16 protein-coding genes are annotated in these 18,108 nt (G+C 43.8%); 13 read left to right on the top strand and 3 right to left on the bottom strand.

All coding sequences use genetic code 11. The features are described from left to right. Positions 1-19: 19 nt before the first annotated feature. The 3 genes from infC (at position 20) to rnr (ending at position 4,589) form a co-directional block, all read left to right on the top strand. Positions 20-523, top strand: coding sequence for a translation initiation factor IF-3 (gene infC / locus AC5JP1_RS10435; RefSeq protein WP_057762155.1), 504 nt, complete (start codon positions 20-22; stop codon positions 521-523). Between the two features lie 406 nt (positions 524-929). Then, positions 930-2,174, top strand: a complete 1,245-nt coding sequence (locus AC5JP1_RS10430) for a toxic anion resistance protein (RefSeq protein ID WP_493844072.1) — start codon at positions 930-932, stop codon at positions 2,172-2,174. Positions 2,175-2,312: 138 nt separating this feature from the next. Then, the gene (gene rnr, locus AC5JP1_RS10425) at positions 2,313-4,589 is read left to right on the top strand and encodes a ribonuclease R (RefSeq protein ID WP_493844071.1); all 2,277 of its coding nucleotides are present in this window, start codon (positions 2,313-2,315) and stop codon (positions 4,587-4,589) included. Positions 4,590-4,686: 97 nt separating this feature from the next. Here the strand turns inward: rnr and AC5JP1_RS10420 are convergent, their stop codons facing one another. Further along, positions 4,687-4,974, bottom strand: coding sequence for a hypothetical protein (locus AC5JP1_RS10420; RefSeq protein WP_493844070.1), 288 nt, complete (start codon positions 4,972-4,974; stop codon positions 4,687-4,689). Positions 4,975-5,268: 294 nt separating this feature from the next. Here AC5JP1_RS10420 and AC5JP1_RS10415 point away from each other — a divergent pair, with 294 nt between their 5' ends. Beyond that, positions 5,269-5,769 carry a 2-thiouracil desulfurase family protein gene (locus tag AC5JP1_RS10415; RefSeq protein WP_493844069.1) on the top strand — a complete coding sequence of 167 codons (501 nt, stop codon included), beginning with the start codon at positions 5,269-5,271 and terminating at the stop codon, positions 5,767-5,769. Positions 5,770-5,791: 22 nt separating this feature from the next. Here the strand turns inward: AC5JP1_RS10415 and AC5JP1_RS10410 are convergent, their stop codons facing one another. Both AC5JP1_RS10410 and hisA read right to left on the bottom strand, forming a co-directional pair. Further along, the gene (locus AC5JP1_RS10410; protein ID WP_493844068.1) at positions 5,792-7,402 is read right to left on the bottom strand and encodes a mechanosensitive ion channel domain-containing protein; all 1,611 of its coding nucleotides are present in this window, start codon (positions 7,400-7,402) and stop codon (positions 5,792-5,794) included. Between the two features lie 57 nt (positions 7,403-7,459). Next, the gene (hisA, locus tag AC5JP1_RS10405; RefSeq protein WP_493844067.1) at positions 7,460-8,197 is read right to left on the bottom strand and encodes a 1-(5-phosphoribosyl)-5-[(5-phosphoribosylamino)methylideneamino]imidazole-4-carboxamide isomerase; all 738 of its coding nucleotides are present in this window, start codon (positions 8,195-8,197) and stop codon (positions 7,460-7,462) included. A 1,077-nt stretch (positions 8,198-9,274) separates the two neighbouring features. Here hisA and AC5JP1_RS10400 point away from each other — a divergent pair. The 9 genes from AC5JP1_RS10400 (at position 9,275) to nqrM (ending at position 18,066) form a co-directional block, all read left to right on the top strand. After that, the gene (locus tag AC5JP1_RS10400) at positions 9,275-10,627 is read left to right on the top strand and encodes a Na(+)-translocating NADH-quinone reductase subunit A (RefSeq protein ID WP_493844066.1); all 1,353 of its coding nucleotides are present in this window, start codon (positions 9,275-9,277) and stop codon (positions 10,625-10,627) included. Positions 10,628-10,632: 5 nt separating this feature from the next. Then, complete coding sequence (locus AC5JP1_RS10395; RefSeq protein ID WP_443524861.1) at positions 10,633-11,868, top strand: NADH:ubiquinone reductase (Na(+)-transporting) subunit B; 1,236 nt, start codon at positions 10,633-10,635, stop codon at positions 11,866-11,868. Beyond that, entirely contained in the window at positions 11,849-12,751 is a 903-nt protein-coding gene (locus AC5JP1_RS10390) for a Na(+)-translocating NADH-quinone reductase subunit C (RefSeq protein ID WP_493844065.1), read from the top strand. The genes AC5JP1_RS10395 and AC5JP1_RS10390 overlap by 20 nt, the downstream gene beginning before the upstream one ends. Position 12,752: 1 nt before the next feature. After that, positions 12,753-13,424: an NADH:ubiquinone reductase (Na(+)-transporting) subunit D gene (locus AC5JP1_RS10385; RefSeq protein WP_201602231.1), complete on the top strand. Its 672-nt coding sequence runs from the start codon at positions 12,753-12,755 to the stop codon at positions 13,422-13,424. After that, entirely contained in the window at positions 13,424-14,032 is a 609-nt protein-coding gene (gene nqrE / locus AC5JP1_RS10380) for an NADH:ubiquinone reductase (Na(+)-transporting) subunit E (protein ID WP_075107228.1), read from the top strand. The genes AC5JP1_RS10385 and nqrE overlap by 1 nt, the downstream gene beginning before the upstream one ends. Before the next feature lie 122 nt (positions 14,033-14,154). Further along, positions 14,155-15,390: an NADH:ubiquinone reductase (Na(+)-transporting) subunit F gene (gene nqrF, locus AC5JP1_RS10375; protein ID WP_319050859.1), complete on the top strand. Its 1,236-nt coding sequence runs from the start codon at positions 14,155-14,157 to the stop codon at positions 15,388-15,390. A gap of 159 nt (positions 15,391-15,549) precedes the next feature. Then, positions 15,550-16,350 (top strand): SDR family oxidoreductase, encoded by an 801-nt coding sequence (locus AC5JP1_RS10370; protein ID WP_493844064.1) that lies wholly within the window; start codon positions 15,550-15,552, stop codon positions 16,348-16,350. Positions 16,351-16,471: 121 nt separating this feature from the next. Next, positions 16,472-17,638: an FAD:protein FMN transferase gene (locus AC5JP1_RS10365; RefSeq protein WP_493844063.1), complete on the top strand. Its 1,167-nt coding sequence runs from the start codon at positions 16,472-16,474 to the stop codon at positions 17,636-17,638. Between the two features lie 182 nt (positions 17,639-17,820). After that, positions 17,821-18,066 (top strand): (Na+)-NQR maturation NqrM, encoded by a 246-nt coding sequence (gene nqrM, locus AC5JP1_RS10360; protein ID WP_319050857.1) that lies wholly within the window; start codon positions 17,821-17,823, stop codon positions 18,064-18,066. Positions 18,067-18,108 lie beyond the last annotated feature (42 nt).

Raw genomic sequence — 18,108 nt, 5'->3', positions numbered from 1 at the left:
TATTAAACAGTCCAACCGTTTGAACATCAACGAAGATATCAATGTCAAAGAAGTCCGTCTCGTTAAAGAAGATGGCGAGCAAATGGGCGTGGTTGATATCGCAACCGCGATGAAAGCGGCACGTGATGAAAATCTAGATTTGGTTGAATTAGTTCCTGAAGCTAAGCCGCCAGTATGTAAGATCATGGATTATAAGCATTTCCTCTATGATCAAAAGCAAAAGGCTAAAGAAGCTAAGAAAAACCAAAAGCAGACTCAGCTTAAAGAGATGAAGCTACGTCCTAGTACCGAAGAGGCCGATTATCAGGTTAAACTGAGAAAAATCGTGAGCTTCTTGGAAGATCAAGACAAAGTTAAAATTAGCATCCGTTTCCGCGGACGTGAAATGGCGCACCAAGATATCGGTCGCAAACAACTTGATCGTATCATTGAAGATACTGCTGATATCTCAAACGTCGAACAGTACCCTAAGATGGAAGGTCGTCAGATGGGTATGCTGCTTGGACCCACTAAGAAAAAGTAATCTGTCTATTGGATTGCTTTGAGTGGTGGCTGTTAGTCTATATAGCTATTTATAACTCTAACCATCAATATGCTGCGGGATATTGATGGTTTTTTATTATGTGGACTCAAAAACTGCTGTAATAAACATAGCTATATTGAACATAAATAGCCTAGCATCATTGACTGACGCTATTTTACAAAATCCACCTTCTCAACTTTCTGATTACACGGTAATCTAAAGGTCTAGTTATGTTTGCTCGTCAGTATTTAGCAGTCACTAGTGATCATTCGATAAAAATTAGTATGAGCTAAAGATAATTTATAAGTGTAAAAAAGCTAAGTGTATAAATAAAAACAATGTATACCACGACTGTCAGAGTCGTTGACAAAAAACACTTCCCTTCTCCGATATCAGAGGATATTTCATGCAAGAATTGACGCCACCAGAAAACGCTACAACTCCCAGTATCTCTCTAACAGCACCTGAACCTGTCAAAGAAATACAGAAAAGTGAAGCAGATCAGATGGTCAAATTGGATGAAAGCCAAATTCCTGAGCTCGATGCCAAGGTTGATGCTTTTGTTGATCATGTGCTTACCAACTCTGTGCATAGCGATGAGTTTCGACAGAATGTGCAGTCTATTCATAATCTAGGTACCAAAGAGATTCGTGAATCTGCACAAGTATCTAATCGAATGTTAGATTTGCCTGCAAAAAGTCTCAATGACAGTTTATTCGACAACTCTCCTATCGCTAAATCATTGACGGAACTACGCGGGATTGTAGAAGACTTAGATCCGAGCAAAAAAGAACTGACTAGCTCGCGCAAGTTGTTCGGTCTCATTCCATTCGGTAATAAAGTGCAAGATTATTTTCGTCAGTATGAGTCAGCGCAGTCACACATCAATGCCGTTGTGACCAGTCTCTACAATGGTAAAGATGAATTGCTTAAAGACAATGCAATGATTGAGCAAGAAAAAGTCAATATGTGGGAGTTGATGCAGTCTATTCGCCAGTATGTCTACGTTGGCAAAAAGATTGATGAGCAACTTGAGCAGAAGGTCTATGCGATAGAAGCAACAGATCCAGAAAAAGCGCGCATCATTAAAGAAGAGATGTTGTTCTATGTCCGTCAAAAAAACACTGATTTTTTAACTCAGTTAGCAGTGAATGTGCAAGGCTATTTGGCGCTTGATACTATTCGCCGTAATAACTTAGAGCTGATTAAAGGTGTTGATCGCGCAACCACGACTACTGTGTCTGCATTACGCACGGCTGTTGTCGTTGCCCAAGCAATGACCAATCAAAAATTGGTATTAGATCAAATCACTGCATTGAATAAAACCACCAGTAGTTTGATTGAATCAACTTCAGCGATGCTCAAGCGTCAGTCAGGTGAGATTCACGAGCAGGCGACCAGCAGTAGCATTGAGCTTGATAAACTGCAAAACGCCTTCAATAATGTCTATGACACTATGGACATGATCAGTAACTATAAAATTGAAGCGCTAGAAAATATGAAGCAAACGGTCAATACCTTGACCACTGAAGTAGATAAAGCACAAAAATATTTGGATAAATCAAATCAAACCACGGTGCTCGAAGTTTCAAAAGAGCTGGATAGCAAAAAAATCACTAACCAATCAAACAGTGTCGATATTGATATTTGATTTATCTACATAGCAGTCACTAAAAGTTGGCTGCTTCCTGCTATCGAATACACATAAGAAAATTGACGCAAGATATTGCGCCGTCGTTCGTGTTAAGATAGCCCCTATTAATAGTCTTAAAAATAGATACGGTAATTTATGAGTTGGAATGATCCAAACGCCTCGAGTGAGGCAAAAAAATATGACAACCCGATTCCTAGTCGCGAACTGATACTCAGTACGATTAATGAACATGGGGAAGTCACACATCAACAATTGGCAAAAGCCTTTAATATCGATGATCCTGACCAATTTGATGCTCTAGGCAATCGCCTAAAAGCAATGGCACGTGATGGACAAGTAAACCGTGAAGGCCGTCCTTATCGCTATCGCACAGTTACTAAGCAAGATATCGTCACAGGTATGGTGTCTGCACATCCAAAGGGTTTTGGGTTTGTGGTATTGAGTGATATGCCAGATTTGTTTTTGCATGAAAAGCAAATGCGCTGGGTATTCAATGGCGATACGGTAGAAGCTGTCGGTACATCAACAGACAATCGTGGTCGCACTGAAGGTCGCATCGTCGATGTGGTTGAACGTCGCCAAAACAACTTCATTGGGACGCTTGCACGTGATGAAGACGGCTACTGCGTGGAGCTTGGTAGTCCAAACAACCATCAGCCAATTACCGTTACTGATGAAAATGTACAAGCACTAAGTGCTAAGCAAGGCGCACCTGTCAAAGTCGATATTATTGACTGGCCAAACCAGCATGAGTTTGGTACAGGTAAAATCACTGAAGTCCTATCTGACGATAATGATCGTGAACTAATCATCGAAACAACCCTTCTTAACTATGATATTCCATCAGAGTTTAGTGAGGCCGCGCTCAAGCAAGCTGGTGACTATCAAGAACCAACTGAAAATGATATCAAAGGTCGTAAAGACTTGCGCCATCTACCGCTTGTCACTATCGATGGCGAAGATGCTCGTGATTTCGATGATGCTGTATTTGCCGAGAAGCGCTCAGGTGGTAACTACCGTGTGGTGGTTGCAATTGCTGATGTTAGCTACTATGTCACGCCAAATTCACCACTAGACCAAGATGCTTATGAGCGCGGTACGTCCGTATACTTCCCGCATCGCGTGATTCCGATGCTACCTGAAGTGCTCTCTAATGGTCTGTGCTCACTGAATCCTAATCTAGATCGTCTATGTATGGTTGCTGATATCAAGATATCACGCGCTGGTAAAGTGACTGGATATGAGTTCTATCCGTCAGTGATGCACTCACAAGCCCGTCTAACCTATAATCAAGTGAACGATTATTTGGTGAACCCGAATGATAAGAGACTACCTAAGTCACTGACAGGTAATAAAGACGTTAAAAAGTCTGTTGATACCCTACATCAGTTGTATGAACTACTGCTCAAAAAGCGTGAAGAACGTCATGCAATGGAATTTGAAACGGTTGAAACGTACATCAAGTTCAACGAAAAAGGTGGCATCGAAGCGATTTTGCCACGCACTCGTGGTGACTCTCAAAAGCTAATCGAAGAATGTATGCTCCTTGCTAACACCTGTGCGGCTAACTTTGCGCTTAAACACGAGTTACCAGTCTTATATCGTAACCATGATAAGCCTGATAACGAGAAGTCGATGCGTATCCATGAATATGCAAAAAACTTTGGCTTGCCGTTCCCAGAAGAGAACCCAACGCAAGCGGATTATCAGCGGATTATTGAAGCGACCAAAGACAGACCAGATGCAATCAGTATTCATAGCATGCTACTACGTTCGATGATGCAAGCAAACTATGCACCTGACAATATTGGTCACTTTGGCTTGGCTTATGACGAATATAGCCACTTTACCTCGCCTATTCGCCGTTACCCAGATCTGATGCTGCATCGTGGTATCAAGGCGCAAGTAACGAACAGCAAGCAGCCTGTTATGGACTTCTCGCTTGAAGGTGCTGGTACGCAGACCTCAGACACAGAACGCCGTGCAGAAAAGGCGTCACGATTTGTAGAGTCATGGCTCAAGTGTCATTACATGACTGACCATGTTGGTGAAGAGTTTGAAGGTGTAGTGACTACGGTTACTAGTTTTGGTCTGTTTGTTACATTGACTGACTTATACATCGATGGTTTGGTACATATCTCAAACGTCGGTGATGACTTCTTTGTCTATGATGAGCAGCAGCAACAGCTTATCGGTAAAGACAAAGGTACATTATTTGGGCTTGGTGACTCAGTCAAAGTACAAGTTGCTGGCGTGAACATGGACCTACTGCAAATTGATTTTGATTTAAAAGAAAAATTGCAGTCGAGTGCCATGAACCAGTCAAAGAAACAGCCTGCTAAAAAAGATCAGCCTAAAAAGAGTCCTGCGAAGAGAAGTAATAATCGCAGAGGGTCTAGCAAAAAAAGCTAATCCGTAACTGAGATTGCAATACTACAAATAAAAAGGGCTAACGTTATCGTTGGCCCTTTTTATTTATGTGCACTTCAACTATAAGATAAGTCGATGATTACTGTGTATTATTCATTTGATCCAAGCGATCTTGCTCAGATTGCTGCGCTTGATTGATTTTGTTAGTGGCATCGTCTAGCATAGCTTTTGGCTGTTCGCCAAGTGGCTTACTAGTAATAGCTGCCGCGTTGTCCTGAGTACTATCTGCATCAGTAGCTGAATCAGTAGCGACAGTACTGACGGCAACCTCCCTATTTTTCTCGCGACTGTTACCGTTTATGATATTAAAGCCCAACAGTGCGACTATGCCAATCACTGCAAATATAATGACATGTTTCATTTCCATAAAAAACCCCGTGTTTGACTCACCATCAAATACGGGTTTCGTTGCACTTTTTGTGCCTATCTTGTGAAGCAGTAACTGAATATCAGTAATAGTAAATAAAATGAAAAACAACATGCAGATCGCCATAGTTACTTATGCGGACGAAAGCTTAATAGATATCGCTTGTTAAAAAACATGTTAGAGCAGTAACCTCAAAATGTGATAAACACAAATAACATTAATAAGGGTGGTCTGATACTATCAATCAACGCCGCTCAAAAAACAAAGCAACTGAAAATGAGATAAGGAACATTTATGGAAAAGGTACTGGTCAGCGCTTGTCTGTTGGGCAAACCTGTACGATACAATGGCAAGGGATTAGCAGCAGCCAGTGACCTTCTGACACGGTGGCAAATAGAAGGACGACTGGTTTTAGTGTGTCCAGAGGTCGACGCAGGTATGAGCATACCAAGAGCGCCTGCAGAGATCGTACGCGGTGATGGTACTGATGTCTGGCTGGGTAAATCGGAGGTTATAGAAGAGACAGGCACTGATGTAAGCGTGTATTTCAAAAAAGGGGCTCAGTTGGCATTGGCACTGTGTCAAAAACATCATATTAAAGTAGCAGTGCTGACTGAAAGCAGCCCTTCTTGTGGTAGTAATACCATATACAACGGCCATTTTAGCAATAATAAGATAGCAGGTATGGGCGTGACGGCAGCGCTACTGAGAAAGCATGGTATTGAGGTTTTTAGTCAATATGATCTTGTTGCTGCTGATAGCGCATTACAGTCCGTCATGCCCACAGGGGATTAGACTGTCTATTATCTAATAGGGTTTACTCTTGCGGACTATTGTTATTGAGTAAATCCGTCTCATCTGAGCTTTGAGCAATCTCTTGCTCGACTTTTTCCATTAGCTTGTCATCAGGGCGAGCATCGAGAACATCATCAACGCTGCGGCCTTGTAAAATAAGCTTGGCTCGTGCTTTGGCTTGCTGTTTATCTTTATCGTCAACAGGACGTTGATCATTTGCTGGTGCATCAGGCATGGTTGGCGTAACTGTCATATCAGATTTGTCACTACTCGCACCACTCTGCATATGCTCAAAGGCTTTTTCTAATTTGTTGTTAAACCTCAGACGATAAATAGGTTCAGGCAAGCTAAAGCCCTCGTTTTCTAACGCATGCTTGGTTTCGCGAATGGCAATACTACGTGCTTTTAAAAAGTCCGTTTCGGATTGATCAACCCATACTTGAAATTCAAGCACGATATTAGAGTCACCTACATTGGTAATAATCGCAATTGCTTTTGGCTCTTCTAATACAAATGCTAATGTATGTATCGCATCCAGCCCTACTTTGATTGCCGCCAATGGATCATCATTGGCATCCACACCCAACTCAAAGGTGAAGCGACGCTCGGGATTTTTGGTATAGTTTAAGATCGTACCTTTAAACACTTCAGCATTTGGAATACGCAGCTGATTGCCATCTAGCGTCATTAATATCGTCGCACGTGACGTCAGACGAACCACAATCCCCTCTTGACCATTAATCACTACTTGATCACGTGCACGAAATGGCTGACGGATACTGAGCATTAGTGAGGCAATATAGTTTTCGATAGTGTCTTTGACCGCAAAACCAACAGCGATACCAATGACACCAGCACCGCCGAGCAACGTGCCCAATACTGTTTCTGCACCGATCAAGCTCAGTGCCAGAATAAGACCAAAAATAATAAAGATAACTTTAATGGTCTGCGACAAGAGCTCAGCGACAAAAGGATTGGGCGTAAGGCGCTGCCACATTTTTTTGCGTCTAGATAACCAACTACCAAACCATGTCACGAGTGCAAATATGACGATACCAACCAGCAATAAAGGCAGCGCTTTTACTAGGTTTTCCAGTTGCGCTTTTAGACCCTGATAAACTGTCGAGACGTTTTCTTGGACGTCTAGTGTACGGTTGATGTTGTCATCAACCGTCACGACGTCTGTCAAACGGTTGGTCAAATTGATAGCTTGTTGTGCCTTTTTTTCGTTGGCAGTTTCTCCCGCTAAGGTGACGACACCTTGAGTAACATTAACAGTGACGGCTTGTAATCCTTCTATTTCAGAAAAGATTCCATTGATTCGCTGACGGATGTCGTTGTCTTTTTGGAGGGTGGGTGTGGTTTCAATTTGACCATTGTTGGTACTTTCACCATTGATTGCAGGTGGCGGAGCAGAAGTCGGTGTGGAAATATTGGTTTCTGTCGTGTCGTCATCTGCTGTCGTTGTACTGTCAGATGTTGCACTCTCAACACCCAATGCCGCTGCGATACCAGAAACCTCTTCACCAGCAGCATAGGCTGGCAACGTACAAAAGATGCTGAGTAGCAACACCATTTGACCCCACGCTCTTAGAAGATAACGTATCCTTGGGCGGTCAAGATAAGTGTCCATAAGCATCCTTCGCTGTTACAGAGTGTGTATCGTCACGTTTCTACTAGCTGTTGAGCTTTAGCTGTCTAGATAGCGCTGTGCCTCACTCAAGTTCAATGTGCCTTCGTAGATAGCACGGCCAGTAATGATACCTTCGATACAGTCGCCATAAGGCTTCAATAGCTCAATGTCTTTTATATCAGTAACGCCACCTGAGGCAATCACTGGCAATCCGCCTTCACGAGCCAAATTGACGGTTTGCTCTACGTTGACACCTTGCATCATGCCATCACGGGCAATATCAGTATACACAATAGAGGAGACACCGACATCAGCAAAACGCTTGGCAAGCTCAGTTGCCTTGGTATCGGTAACATTTGCCCAGCCATGTGTCGCCACCATACCGTCTTTGGCATCGATACCAACGATAATATGTCCTGCAAACTCACGGCAAGCTTCTGCGACAAAACTAGGATCTTCGACTGCTTTTGTCCCAATGATAATATAAGTCAAACCTGCAGTGATGTACTGCTCAATGGTATTCATATTACGCACTCCGCCGCCCAACTGAATAGGCAAGTTCGGATAGGCTTTGGTAATATCATTGACCACTTGTCTATGCACGGGTACGCCATCAAAAGCACCGTTCAAATCGACCAAATGCAGACGACGTGCGCCTTCATCTACCCAACGTGCTGCCATCGCAACTGGATCGTCAGAGAATACCGTATCATCTTCCATACGGCCTTGTTTTAAACGTACACATTTACCATCTTTTAAATCAATAGCCGGGATAATGACAGGTACAGCACACATATAGCATTCCTTATAAAGCACAGTATTGGTAATAAATTTAGACAAGCATATTTTTGGAAATCAAACGATATCAGAGCATTACACAATAATAGAAAACACCACTCAACAGCGGTATAAATCACAGACAGATTATAAATCAGATAAAAAAGTCAAAATCTGCTCAGATAGAAATAGGAAATGAGGGAAACCAAACAATCATAACCATAAGTTTTCGTATTTGGAATCACCACCAACATTCGTTAAATTCCATTACTGACTGGCAATTTTAGGTCAATTTAGCGTATAATCCTAGGTAAATTTTTATTTGTTTCTATGTGATGGTAACCAGGTGTTACGCTTTTTGTTGAGTCATTATTACTTAGTCGTAATTTAAGAGGACTCAGACACAAAGAGCAATAGCTGAATGTATCCGTATGATATTGACTGATATATTGCCCAAAAAGGTTATAATAGAAATCTAATCTGGTAGCCTGTATACCACCGATTCTGCAGTATTAAGCCCCATTGGATACCTTTTAAATTCCTGTCACTAGCCAACAATATCAGAACCGTTAGACCTAGCGTTGTAGCAGCTCATCACAACGATGTGATCCTGCTGACCTAGATTATCTTTTAGCCAGTTTATCATCTACTCAATAGATCGTTATGTGGTCACACTTCTAACAAATCAGGTATGTTTGACTGATACTGATTGGATAAAGGTGGTCCCTATACTGGTGTTACAAGTTTTAAATTTCAATGAAACGTGTGATAGGACTGTTATTTTCAAAATACTTTCTTTTAGCAATGTGCTTTAGAGGATTAATTTGGCTTAATAGTTTTAGCATACACCTTGGTAGCCAGTCGCCACTTTGGTAATTCGAATAAGACATTAACGTGTTGTTAAGGAGTCTAAGGTCAGCGTTAATACTCTTAATAGTAGTTATGATTATGTATTGTCCCAACAGAGCTTTCATCCCTATTTCGATATAGAAATAGACGGTTGAAGGCTCTGTTGAGTGATACAGGTTTTCATACTACCGATGTGCCAAACAGGATGTCTGGTATCGTTTTAGACTATGGACTAAGTTTTCGCTTATGATTACCATCAAAAAAGGTTTGGATTTGCCCATTACCGGTGAACCCTCCCGCGAGATATCTGAGCACCAACCGACACATGTAGCACTTGTCGGCTATGACTATGTGGGTATGAAACCTACAATGAATGTCAAAGAAGGTGACATTGTAGCCAAAGGTCAGCCCGTTTTTGAAGATAAAAAACGTGTCGGCGTCATCTACACTGCCCCTGCTGCCGGTAAGGTCGTCGCTGTTAAACGTGGCGAGCGTCGAGTGTTTGAGAGTCTTGTGATTGCGGTCGACCCAAATGGTGAAGAAGTAGACTTTGAGCGCTATGACTCACAGCAGCTTGCTGACCTAGACTCTGAAGTCGTTGAAACCCAACTGATTGCCTCTGGCGAATGGACAGCGTTTCGCACGCGTCCCTATAGCCGCGCACCAGAAATCGGTGCTCGTCCACACGCTATCTTTGTCACAGCGACAGATACCAACCCATTAGCGCTTGACCCAATGCTGGTGATCAATGAGCAGCTACAAGCGTTCAATGATGGCCTTGCTGTACTGTCTACGCTCACGCCAAAGACCTTTATCTGTCATCATGGTGATGCCAAACTGACGCCAGTTGCAAAAACTGCTGCGGATAATGTCACTGAATATCATGGTTTTGCTGGAAAACATCCAGCTGGTCTTGCTGGTACGCACATTCACTTTTTGCATCCGATTATGCGCGGTGCGACCGTGTGGACAGTTGGCTATCAAGACGTGATCGCGATTGGTAAGCTGTTTACGACAGGTCGTCTATATACTCGCCGTATGCTGAGCCTAGCTGGTCCTGCGGTTACCAACCCGCATTTGGTTGCAACCGAGCGCGGTGCTGATATTACGGCATTAACCAAAGGCAAGCTTGCTGCTGGCGAGAACCGTGTTATTTCAGGTTCAGTGTTGTCTGGTCGCAAGGTATTTGACAATGTGGCTTATCTTGGTCGTTTTCACAACCAGATCAGTGTACTGACTGAAGGTCATGAGCGCCCAGCGTTTCATTTCTTTAGCCCAGGTAAAAACCGCTTTTCAAAGCTGCCTATCTATATTTCGCAGTTCTTTGGTGGCAAAAAATACAACTTCACCACGACAAGTAATGGCTCACCGCGAGCGATGGTACCCATCGGTGTCTATGAAGAAGTCATGCCACAAGATTACCTACCCACTCAATTACTACGTGCATTGATTGTCGAAGACATTATTAGTGCTGTAGATTTGGGCGTTCTTGAATTGGATGAAGAAGATTTGGCACTATGCACCTTTGTATCTCCTGGCAAATATGAGTTTGGTGATATTTTGCGTGATAATTTAACGCGCATTGAGCTGGAGGGCTAACCACGATGAAATTTTTACACAATATGTTCGATCGTATGGAGCCATCTTTCACCAAAGGCGGCAAACACGAAAAGTACTATGCCATTTTTGAGATGTTTGATACGTTTCTGCGTCAACCAGGTACAACGACATTTGCCTCATCACATGTACGCGACGGGATCGACCTAAAGCGTATTATGATTACGGTATGGCTATGTACGTTCCCAGCGATGTTTTGGGGTATGTACAACATCGGTCATCAAGCACTGACGGCTATCGCCCAGCTTGGTCTACAGCCCGACGGCTGGCGTACTGTCATCACTAGCATGGCAGGCTATAACCCAGACAGTATCTGGGCAAGCTTCGTTTACGGGGCCATGCAGTTTTTACCTATTTATATCGTGACTTTTGCTGTTGGTATTCTCTGTGAGATTATCTTCGCGGTCGTACGCGGGCATGAAGTTAACGAAGGTTTCTTTGTGACCTCAGTTCTGTTTGCGCTATGTCTACCACCAGATATTCCTTTATGGCAAGTTGCCTTGGGTATTATCTTTGGTGTAGTCGTCGCAAAAGAAGTGTTCGGTGGTACCGGTAAAAACTTCCTGAACCCTGCCCTATCAGGTCGTGCGTTCTTATACTTTGCTTATCCAGCCTATATGTCTGGTGACTCAGTATGGACAGCTGTAGATGGATTCTCAGGTGCAACCCCTCTCGGTCTTGCCGCGCTTGGTGTGGTTCCTCAAGACTTCGTTGATGTCTATGGCAATGCGATCACGTGGAGTGATGCGTTCTTAGGCAACATGCAAGGCAGTATCGGTGAAGTATCAACGCTGGCAATCTTGTTGGGTGCTGCAGTACTGCTATGGACACGTATTGCCTCTTGGCGCATCATGGCAGGTTGTGTGGTTGGTCTGATTGCGACCTCTCTTGTATTCAATATGATCGGCTCTGATGACAATATGATGATGAGCTTGCCATTCTACTGGCATCTGGTCATTGGTGGCTTTGCATTCGGTGCGGTCTTTATGGCGACCGACCCTGTTTCAGCTGCACATACCAATAAAGGCCGCTGGGCTTATGGTATTTTGATTGGTTTTATGACCGTATTGATTCGTGTCATTAACCCAGCTTTCCCAGAAGGCATCATGCTGGCCATCTTATTTGCCAACTTATTTGCCCCATTGTTTGATTATTTTGTGACTCAAGCAAACATCAAACGCCAAACTGCTCGGAGGGTTCGTTATGTCCAAGCCCAAAAGTAATAACGCAAAAACCATCAGCGTGGCGTTGACGCTATGCTTGGTGTGCTCAGTATTGGTCTCAGCGGTCGCTGTTGGTCTAAAGCCTGCACAAGTCGAAAACGCACGCTTAGACCGCAACAAAAACATCTTGGTTGCTGCTGATCTATATGATGCTGAATCTGATACCGCCGATGATGTTGCTGAACGTTTTAAAGACTTTGATGTGAAAATCATTGATCTAAACGAAGGCACTTATCTCGATGACGATGCGCTAAAAACTGCTGGTATTCCTGATCGTAATGCCTATGACGCCAGTCAAGCGACGAAGAACCAAGCCTTGAGCGAAGACTTGGGTGACAACGATCCTGCTGGTATCGGTCGTAAGCCAAAGTATGCCAAAGTCTATGTCAAAGAAGATGATTCCGGTCAGCCAGAGGCGATTGTACTACCTATTCAAGGCTACGGTCTGTGGGGTACGATTTATGGTTTCTTAACGCTTGAGAGCGACATGAATACCATCAAAGGTATCAGCTTTTATGAGCATAAAGAAACCCCAGGTCTGGGCGCTCGTATCGAAGAGCCAGCATGGCGTGCAAAGTGGAGCGGTATCGAGTCTTATGACGAAAATGGTGACGTCGCTACTGGTGTAACCAAAGCGGGTAATCCAAAAGAAAACTGGGTTGATGGCATCAGCGGTGCAACACTGACTAGCCGCGGCGTGAGTAACATGATTCAGTTTTGGTTAGGCGAGCAAGGCTATAAGCCTTATTTAGATATGCTACGTGAAGAGAGCGGTCAAACGATTGATGATGCAGAAGCGCAAGCCAATCAATCAAAACCGGCCGCTCAACCTAAAACCGAATTGGCAGCCAAGCTACCAGTAGCAAACGGCAAGGAGGCATAACATGGCTGATACTAAAAGTATTTTAACCACGCCTATTTTTGACAATAACCCCATTGGCCTACAGATCCTCGGTATCTGTTCGGCGCTGGCGGTCACCACAAGTATGGCAAACGCCATGGTTATGTGTGTGGCATTGACATTGGTGACGGCGTTCTCAAGCTTTTTTATCTCCGTGATTCGTAAAAAGATTCCATCAAGTATACGTATTATTGTACAGATGACGATTATTGCGTCATTGGTTATCTTGGTTGATCAGGTGCTAAAAGCGGTCGCTTATGATGTGAGTAAAGGTCTGTCGGTTTTCGTTGGTCTGATCATCACCAACTGTATCGTTATGGGCCGTGCTGAAGCGTTTGCCATGAGCAACCCACCAATTCCAAGCTTTTTAGACGGTATTGGTAACGGTCTTGGTTACTCAGCGGTCTTGCTGTTCGTTGCTACTATTCGCGAACTATTGGGCGCGGGCACTTGGTTTGGTATCACTATCCTACAGCCAGTTACTGATGGCGGTTGGTATATACCGAATGGTCTGTTGCTATTGCCACCTTCAGCGTTCTTTATTATTGCTTTGTTTATCGCGATCGTGCGTATCTGGAAACCAGAACAAGTGGAAGAAGCTGAGTTTGTAATGAAGCCGCAGTCTAAAGGCATGGCACATGGAGGCGGTCACTAATGGGACATTATATTAGTTTATTTATAACCTCAGTCTTTATTGAGAACATGGCACTTGCCTACTTCTTAGGTATGTGTACTTTTTTGGCCGTATCCAAAAAAGTCTCAACTGCTATCGGACTTGGTGTTGCCGTTATCGTCGTTATGGCCATCACGGTTCCGCTAAACAACTTGCTATTCCAGTTCATTCTAAAAGACGGTGCACTGGCATGGGCAGGCTTCCCTGATATCGATTTGAGCTTCCTAGGATTGCTCAGTTATATCGGTTTGATTGCGGCCACCGTACAGATTCTAGAGATGTTCTTGGACAAGTTTGTACCCAGTCTTTACAACGCGCTTGGGGTATTCTTACCATTAATCACTGTAAACTGTGCCATCTTAGGTGGTGTACTATTTATGGTAGAGCGTGATTATAACTTTGGTGAGTCTGTTGTCTATGGTGTGGGTGCAGGCTTCGGTTGGGCACTTGCTATTACTGCATTGGCAGGTATTCGTGAAAAGCTTAAATACTCAGACATTCCAGCGCCATTGCGCGGTCTTGGTATTACCTTTCTCACAGTTGGTCTGATGTCGCTCGGCTTTATGTCGTTCGGTGGTATGTCCATCTAAACTGCTAAGCTCAAAGCTCTCATTAGCTGTTTGACTTATTTAATTCATTTATTCGGTAAGGGTTCGGATACAGCATAAAACATGCCTCCGCTCCCCTACCCCATAGATTAAGGATACCTACCATGGATTACGCTACGGCGATTGGTGGCGTTGCTATGTTTACCTTGATCATCATGGGCCTTGTCGCTATTATTTTGGCGGCACGCTCAAGACTGGTCAGTTCAGGCGATGTTACTATCCATATCAATGATAATCCCGATAATGACGTGGTGACACCAGCAGGCGGTAAACTACTGCAAACCCTAGCAGGCGAAGGTATATTTCTGTCTTCAGCATGTGGTGGTGGTGGTACTTGTGCGCAGTGCCGTTGCCGCGTTATTGAAGGTGGTGGTTCTATTTTGCCCACCGAAGAAGGCTATTTCACTCAAGGCGAAATCCGCAATCACATGCGCTTAGCTTGTCAGGTAGCTGTTAAGCAAGACATGAAGATTGAGATCGATCCTGAGTTCTTTGATGTACAAAAGTGGGAATGTGAAGTTATCTCTAATGATAACGTGGCTACTTTCATCAAAGAGTTGGTACTAAAAATCCCAGAAGGCGAAGAAGTAAACTTCCGCGCTGGTGGTTATGTACAGCTTGAAGCGCCACCGCATGAAGTACATTACAAAGACTTTGCGATTGATGAAGAATATAGAGAAGATTGGGAAAAATTTGGTATCTTCGACTATGTGTCAAAAGTTGATGAGCCTGTTATCCGTGCTTACTCGATGGCCAACTATCCTGAAGAGAAAGGCCTGATCAAGTTCAACATTCGTATCGCAAGTCCACCGCCACGTGGCGGTGAAGGTATCCCACCAGGCAAAATGTCTTCATGGGTATTTAGTCTCGTCCCTGGTGACAAAGTGACGGTTTCAGGTCCTTATGGTGAATTCTTTGCCAAAAAGACTGAAGCTGAAATGATCTTTGTTGGTGGTGGTGCTGGTATGGCTCCGATGCGCTCGCATATTTTTGATCAGTTGAAGCGCTTAGACACTGATCGTAAAATCAGTTTCTGGTATGGTGCTCGCTCGATTCGTGAGATGTTCTATGTTGAAGATTATGATCAACTAGAAGAAGAGTTTGATAACTTTGAGTGGCACGTTGCACTGTCTGACCCATTACCAGAAGATAACTGGGAAGGTCCGACTGGCTTTATCCATAATGTATTGCTCGAAAACTATCTGAAAGATCATCCAAACCCAGAAGATTGTGAGTATTACATGTGTGGGCCACCGATGATGAACGCTGCCGTCATCGACATGCTACACAGCATGGGCGTAGAAGACGAAAACATCATGCTTGATGACTTCGGTGGTTAAGTTAGCTACATATACCTAAAACCATTTGTAGAAAGAGCCTCAATTGAGGCTCTTTTTTTGTTTGTAAAATCATCACGATATTTCAACTACAAATCTAATTGGTAGAATAGCTTTGCTATCCTATATTATGGATGCTCTACACACTAAGAAAGGACTCTTATGAAAACAAAGTACAAGGATCTAACCATCTGGATCACGGGTGCCTCTAGTGGCATTGGTGAAGCCCTCGCTATTGCCTTTGCCAAACGCGGTGCTCGAATTGTTCTAAGTGGACGTGATAGTGAAAAGCTAGAAGCCGTCAAAAAAAGCTGCAAGCGTGCTGGCAAACATATCGTTGTGCCATTCGACATCAGTGATGCCAATCAAACAAAAGCTGCTTATGATACTGCCAAAGCTCAAGCAGGAAAGATCGACTGGCTCATCAACAATGCTGGTATTAGCCAACGCTCGCTCATCATGGAGACAGATGAGGACGTCGAGCGTCAAATTATGGAGATAGACTACTTCGCTCAGACGCGTCTAACGAGATTGATATTACCTGATATGATTGCACAAGGCGGCGGTAAGGTCGTCATGGTATCAAGTGTGGCAGGGTTACTAGGCACGCAATATCGCGGTGCATACGGGGCAGCCAAAGCGGCACTTCATATGTGGGCAAACAGCTTACGTGCTGAATTGTATGATCAAGGCATAGAAGTGGCGACAATATTCCCAGGGTTTATCCAGACCAACATCTCTATCAATGCTTTGACAGGCGATGGTAGTGCTCAAGGCACTATGGATGAGGCAACCAGTAACGGTCTGACTGCAACTGAGTTTGCCAAACAAGTTGTGAAGGCGCTCACAAAGGGCGAAGAATATATCATTGTCGCTGGCAGTAAAGAAAAGTTGGCAACCAGAGTCAATCGAGTATCACCGCCAAAGCTGTATAAGCTGATACGTGAGTCACAAGTAAAATAATTTGGTCTGCAGTAGATTGTCACTGAAAATTGCCATCATTGGTATTTCTAGGGTCAAGGGGTGTAAAATAAGCATGACTTGTTTTACACCCTATTTATTTGTGCATCATACCGAAGATATTATGAAAAATAACACGTACCGCCCAGCTTCCAGAAACCTTTTGAACAACACGCTACTTAGCATCGCAGGTCTTGGTAGTATTATAAGCCTCAGCGCCTGCCAGCAGACACCAGATTATAACTATCTGACTGGTGAAACTATGGGGACGAGCTATCATATCAGTTACCAGCTGCCTGACAATGTAGACAGTGCAGACGAAGCTGCCATACAAGCATCGATTGATGAGCGATTAAAACAAATCAATGACAGCATGTCGACCTACCAGAGTGACTCGACCATATCTAAGTTCAATCAGTTGGGTGCAAATACCCCTATTGTCATTGACGCTGATTTTAGTCGGGTGCTAGATATCTCACAGGTTGTTTACGGACAATCTGGCGGCGCGTTTGATCCTACTGTGATGCCATTAGTAGAAACTTGGGGCTTTGGCAGTACCATGACCGTTGAGCGTTTGCAGAGTCCCCCAACAGCACTTGAGATTGCTCAAGCAAAAGCGCTGGTAGACTTTGAAAGCATTATAAAAAAAGACCAAACCCTCTATAAGACGAAAGACGGTGTCGAGCTTGATTTTTCTGCGGTTGCCAAAGGATATGGCGTTGATGTGATTGCTGACGTACTCAGAGATGAGTATCAGATTCGTAATTATATGGTTGAGATTGGTGGTGAGATTGCCACTTCCGGTGTGAATAGCCAACAGCAGCCATGGCAGATTGCTATTGATGCGCCTATCGAAGGCAGTACTGTCAGCGAACGCCAAACCATATCTGCCATTCGCCAACCAACTACCACGGCCACCCAAATGCACTTGGCAACCTCGGGCAACTATCGCAATTCTGTCATATTCGATGGTAAACGCTATAGTCATACTATTGATCCAACCACAGGCGAACCCATTGCAGGTGGCGCGCCTTCAGTAACGGTCGCCGCTGACTCTGTTGCACTGGCGGATGCATGGGCGACTGCTCTTACGGCAATGCCTTATCAAAAAGCACTAGATGTGGCTACCACGCAAGATTTAGCCGCCATGTTTGTAATATTGGCTGATGATGTAGAGGTAGGTGGCGCTGATAGTAATACTTTGGATGACGCTACCAACGACAGTATCGACAACTGGCAAGTGGTGCAGACTCCGGCGATGCAAGCATTACGTACAGACAAAAAACGCTAAACCTATGCTGAGCTCAGGATCACACAGTAGATGTATAGATGTGAAACAAGAGAATACGTTAATGCAAAACGAGCAGCGCCAAAATTTGCTATAATATAGCTATAGTTGCGAGCAAAGTTATTTGTGAAAATCATCCTTTAATATCTAACGCGACTGCCCTATTTTAAATCGAGGTTACCTCTATGCTTAGCCAATTACTCCCGATGCTTGCCATTACCTTCACTGTCTTTGTCCTGTTCTTTATCTTTATGGGTATTGGCTATATGGTCAAAAAAAAACCGCTTAAAGGATCTTGCGGCGGTGTTGCTAAGCTCATGGGTGATGAGCAGTGCTCATTTTGTGGTGACGATCCCAATAAATGTGACTCATTAATGGCAGAACAGCAAGAGAACGCATTAAGAGCGGCTCAACTGGGCAAGTCGGTATAAGATTCTTTGATTACCTTATGCGGGTAGCATTTACCTAACATC

This window comes from Psychrobacter sp. H29 (assembly GCF_059073055.1).
This window is presented reverse-complemented; position numbering and strand designations above follow the sequence as displayed.

What these genes read in the sequence shown, in the direction of transcription:
- AC5JP1_RS10430 (WP_493844072.1), top strand. Translation starts at nt 930, where the DNA reads ATGCAAGAATTGACGCCACCAGAAAACGCTACAACTCCCAGTATCTCT.
- rnr (WP_493844071.1), top strand. Translation starts at nt 2,313, where the DNA reads ATGAGTTGGAATGATCCAAACGCCTCGAGTGAGGCAAAAAAATATGAC.
- AC5JP1_RS10420 (WP_493844070.1), bottom strand. Translation starts at nt 4,974, where the DNA reads ATGGAAATGAAACATGTCATTATATTTGCAGTGATTGGCATAGTCGCA.
- AC5JP1_RS10415 (WP_493844069.1), top strand. Translation starts at nt 5,269, where the DNA reads ATGGAAAAGGTACTGGTCAGCGCTTGTCTGTTGGGCAAACCTGTACGA.
- AC5JP1_RS10410 (WP_493844068.1), bottom strand. Translation starts at nt 7,402, where the DNA reads ATGGACACTTATCTTGACCGCCCAAGGATACGTTATCTTCTAAGAGCG.
- hisA (WP_493844067.1), bottom strand. Translation starts at nt 8,197, where the DNA reads ATGTGTGCTGTACCTGTCATTATCCCGGCTATTGATTTAAAAGATGGT.
- AC5JP1_RS10400 (WP_493844066.1), top strand. Translation starts at nt 9,275, where the DNA reads ATGATTACCATCAAAAAAGGTTTGGATTTGCCCATTACCGGTGAACCC.
- AC5JP1_RS10395 (WP_443524861.1), top strand. Translation starts at nt 10,633, where the DNA reads ATGAAATTTTTACACAATATGTTCGATCGTATGGAGCCATCTTTCACC.
- AC5JP1_RS10390 (WP_493844065.1), top strand. Translation starts at nt 11,849, where the DNA reads ATGTCCAAGCCCAAAAGTAATAACGCAAAAACCATCAGCGTGGCGTTG.
- AC5JP1_RS10385 (WP_201602231.1), top strand. Translation starts at nt 12,753, where the DNA reads ATGGCTGATACTAAAAGTATTTTAACCACGCCTATTTTTGACAATAAC.
- nqrE (WP_075107228.1), top strand. Translation starts at nt 13,424, where the DNA reads ATGGGACATTATATTAGTTTATTTATAACCTCAGTCTTTATTGAGAAC.
- nqrF (WP_319050859.1), top strand. Translation starts at nt 14,155, where the DNA reads ATGGATTACGCTACGGCGATTGGTGGCGTTGCTATGTTTACCTTGATC.
- AC5JP1_RS10370 (WP_493844064.1), top strand. Translation starts at nt 15,550, where the DNA reads ATGAAAACAAAGTACAAGGATCTAACCATCTGGATCACGGGTGCCTCT.
- AC5JP1_RS10365 (WP_493844063.1), top strand. Translation starts at nt 16,472, where the DNA reads ATGAAAAATAACACGTACCGCCCAGCTTCCAGAAACCTTTTGAACAAC.
- nqrM (WP_319050857.1), top strand. Translation starts at nt 17,821, where the DNA reads ATGCTTAGCCAATTACTCCCGATGCTTGCCATTACCTTCACTGTCTTT.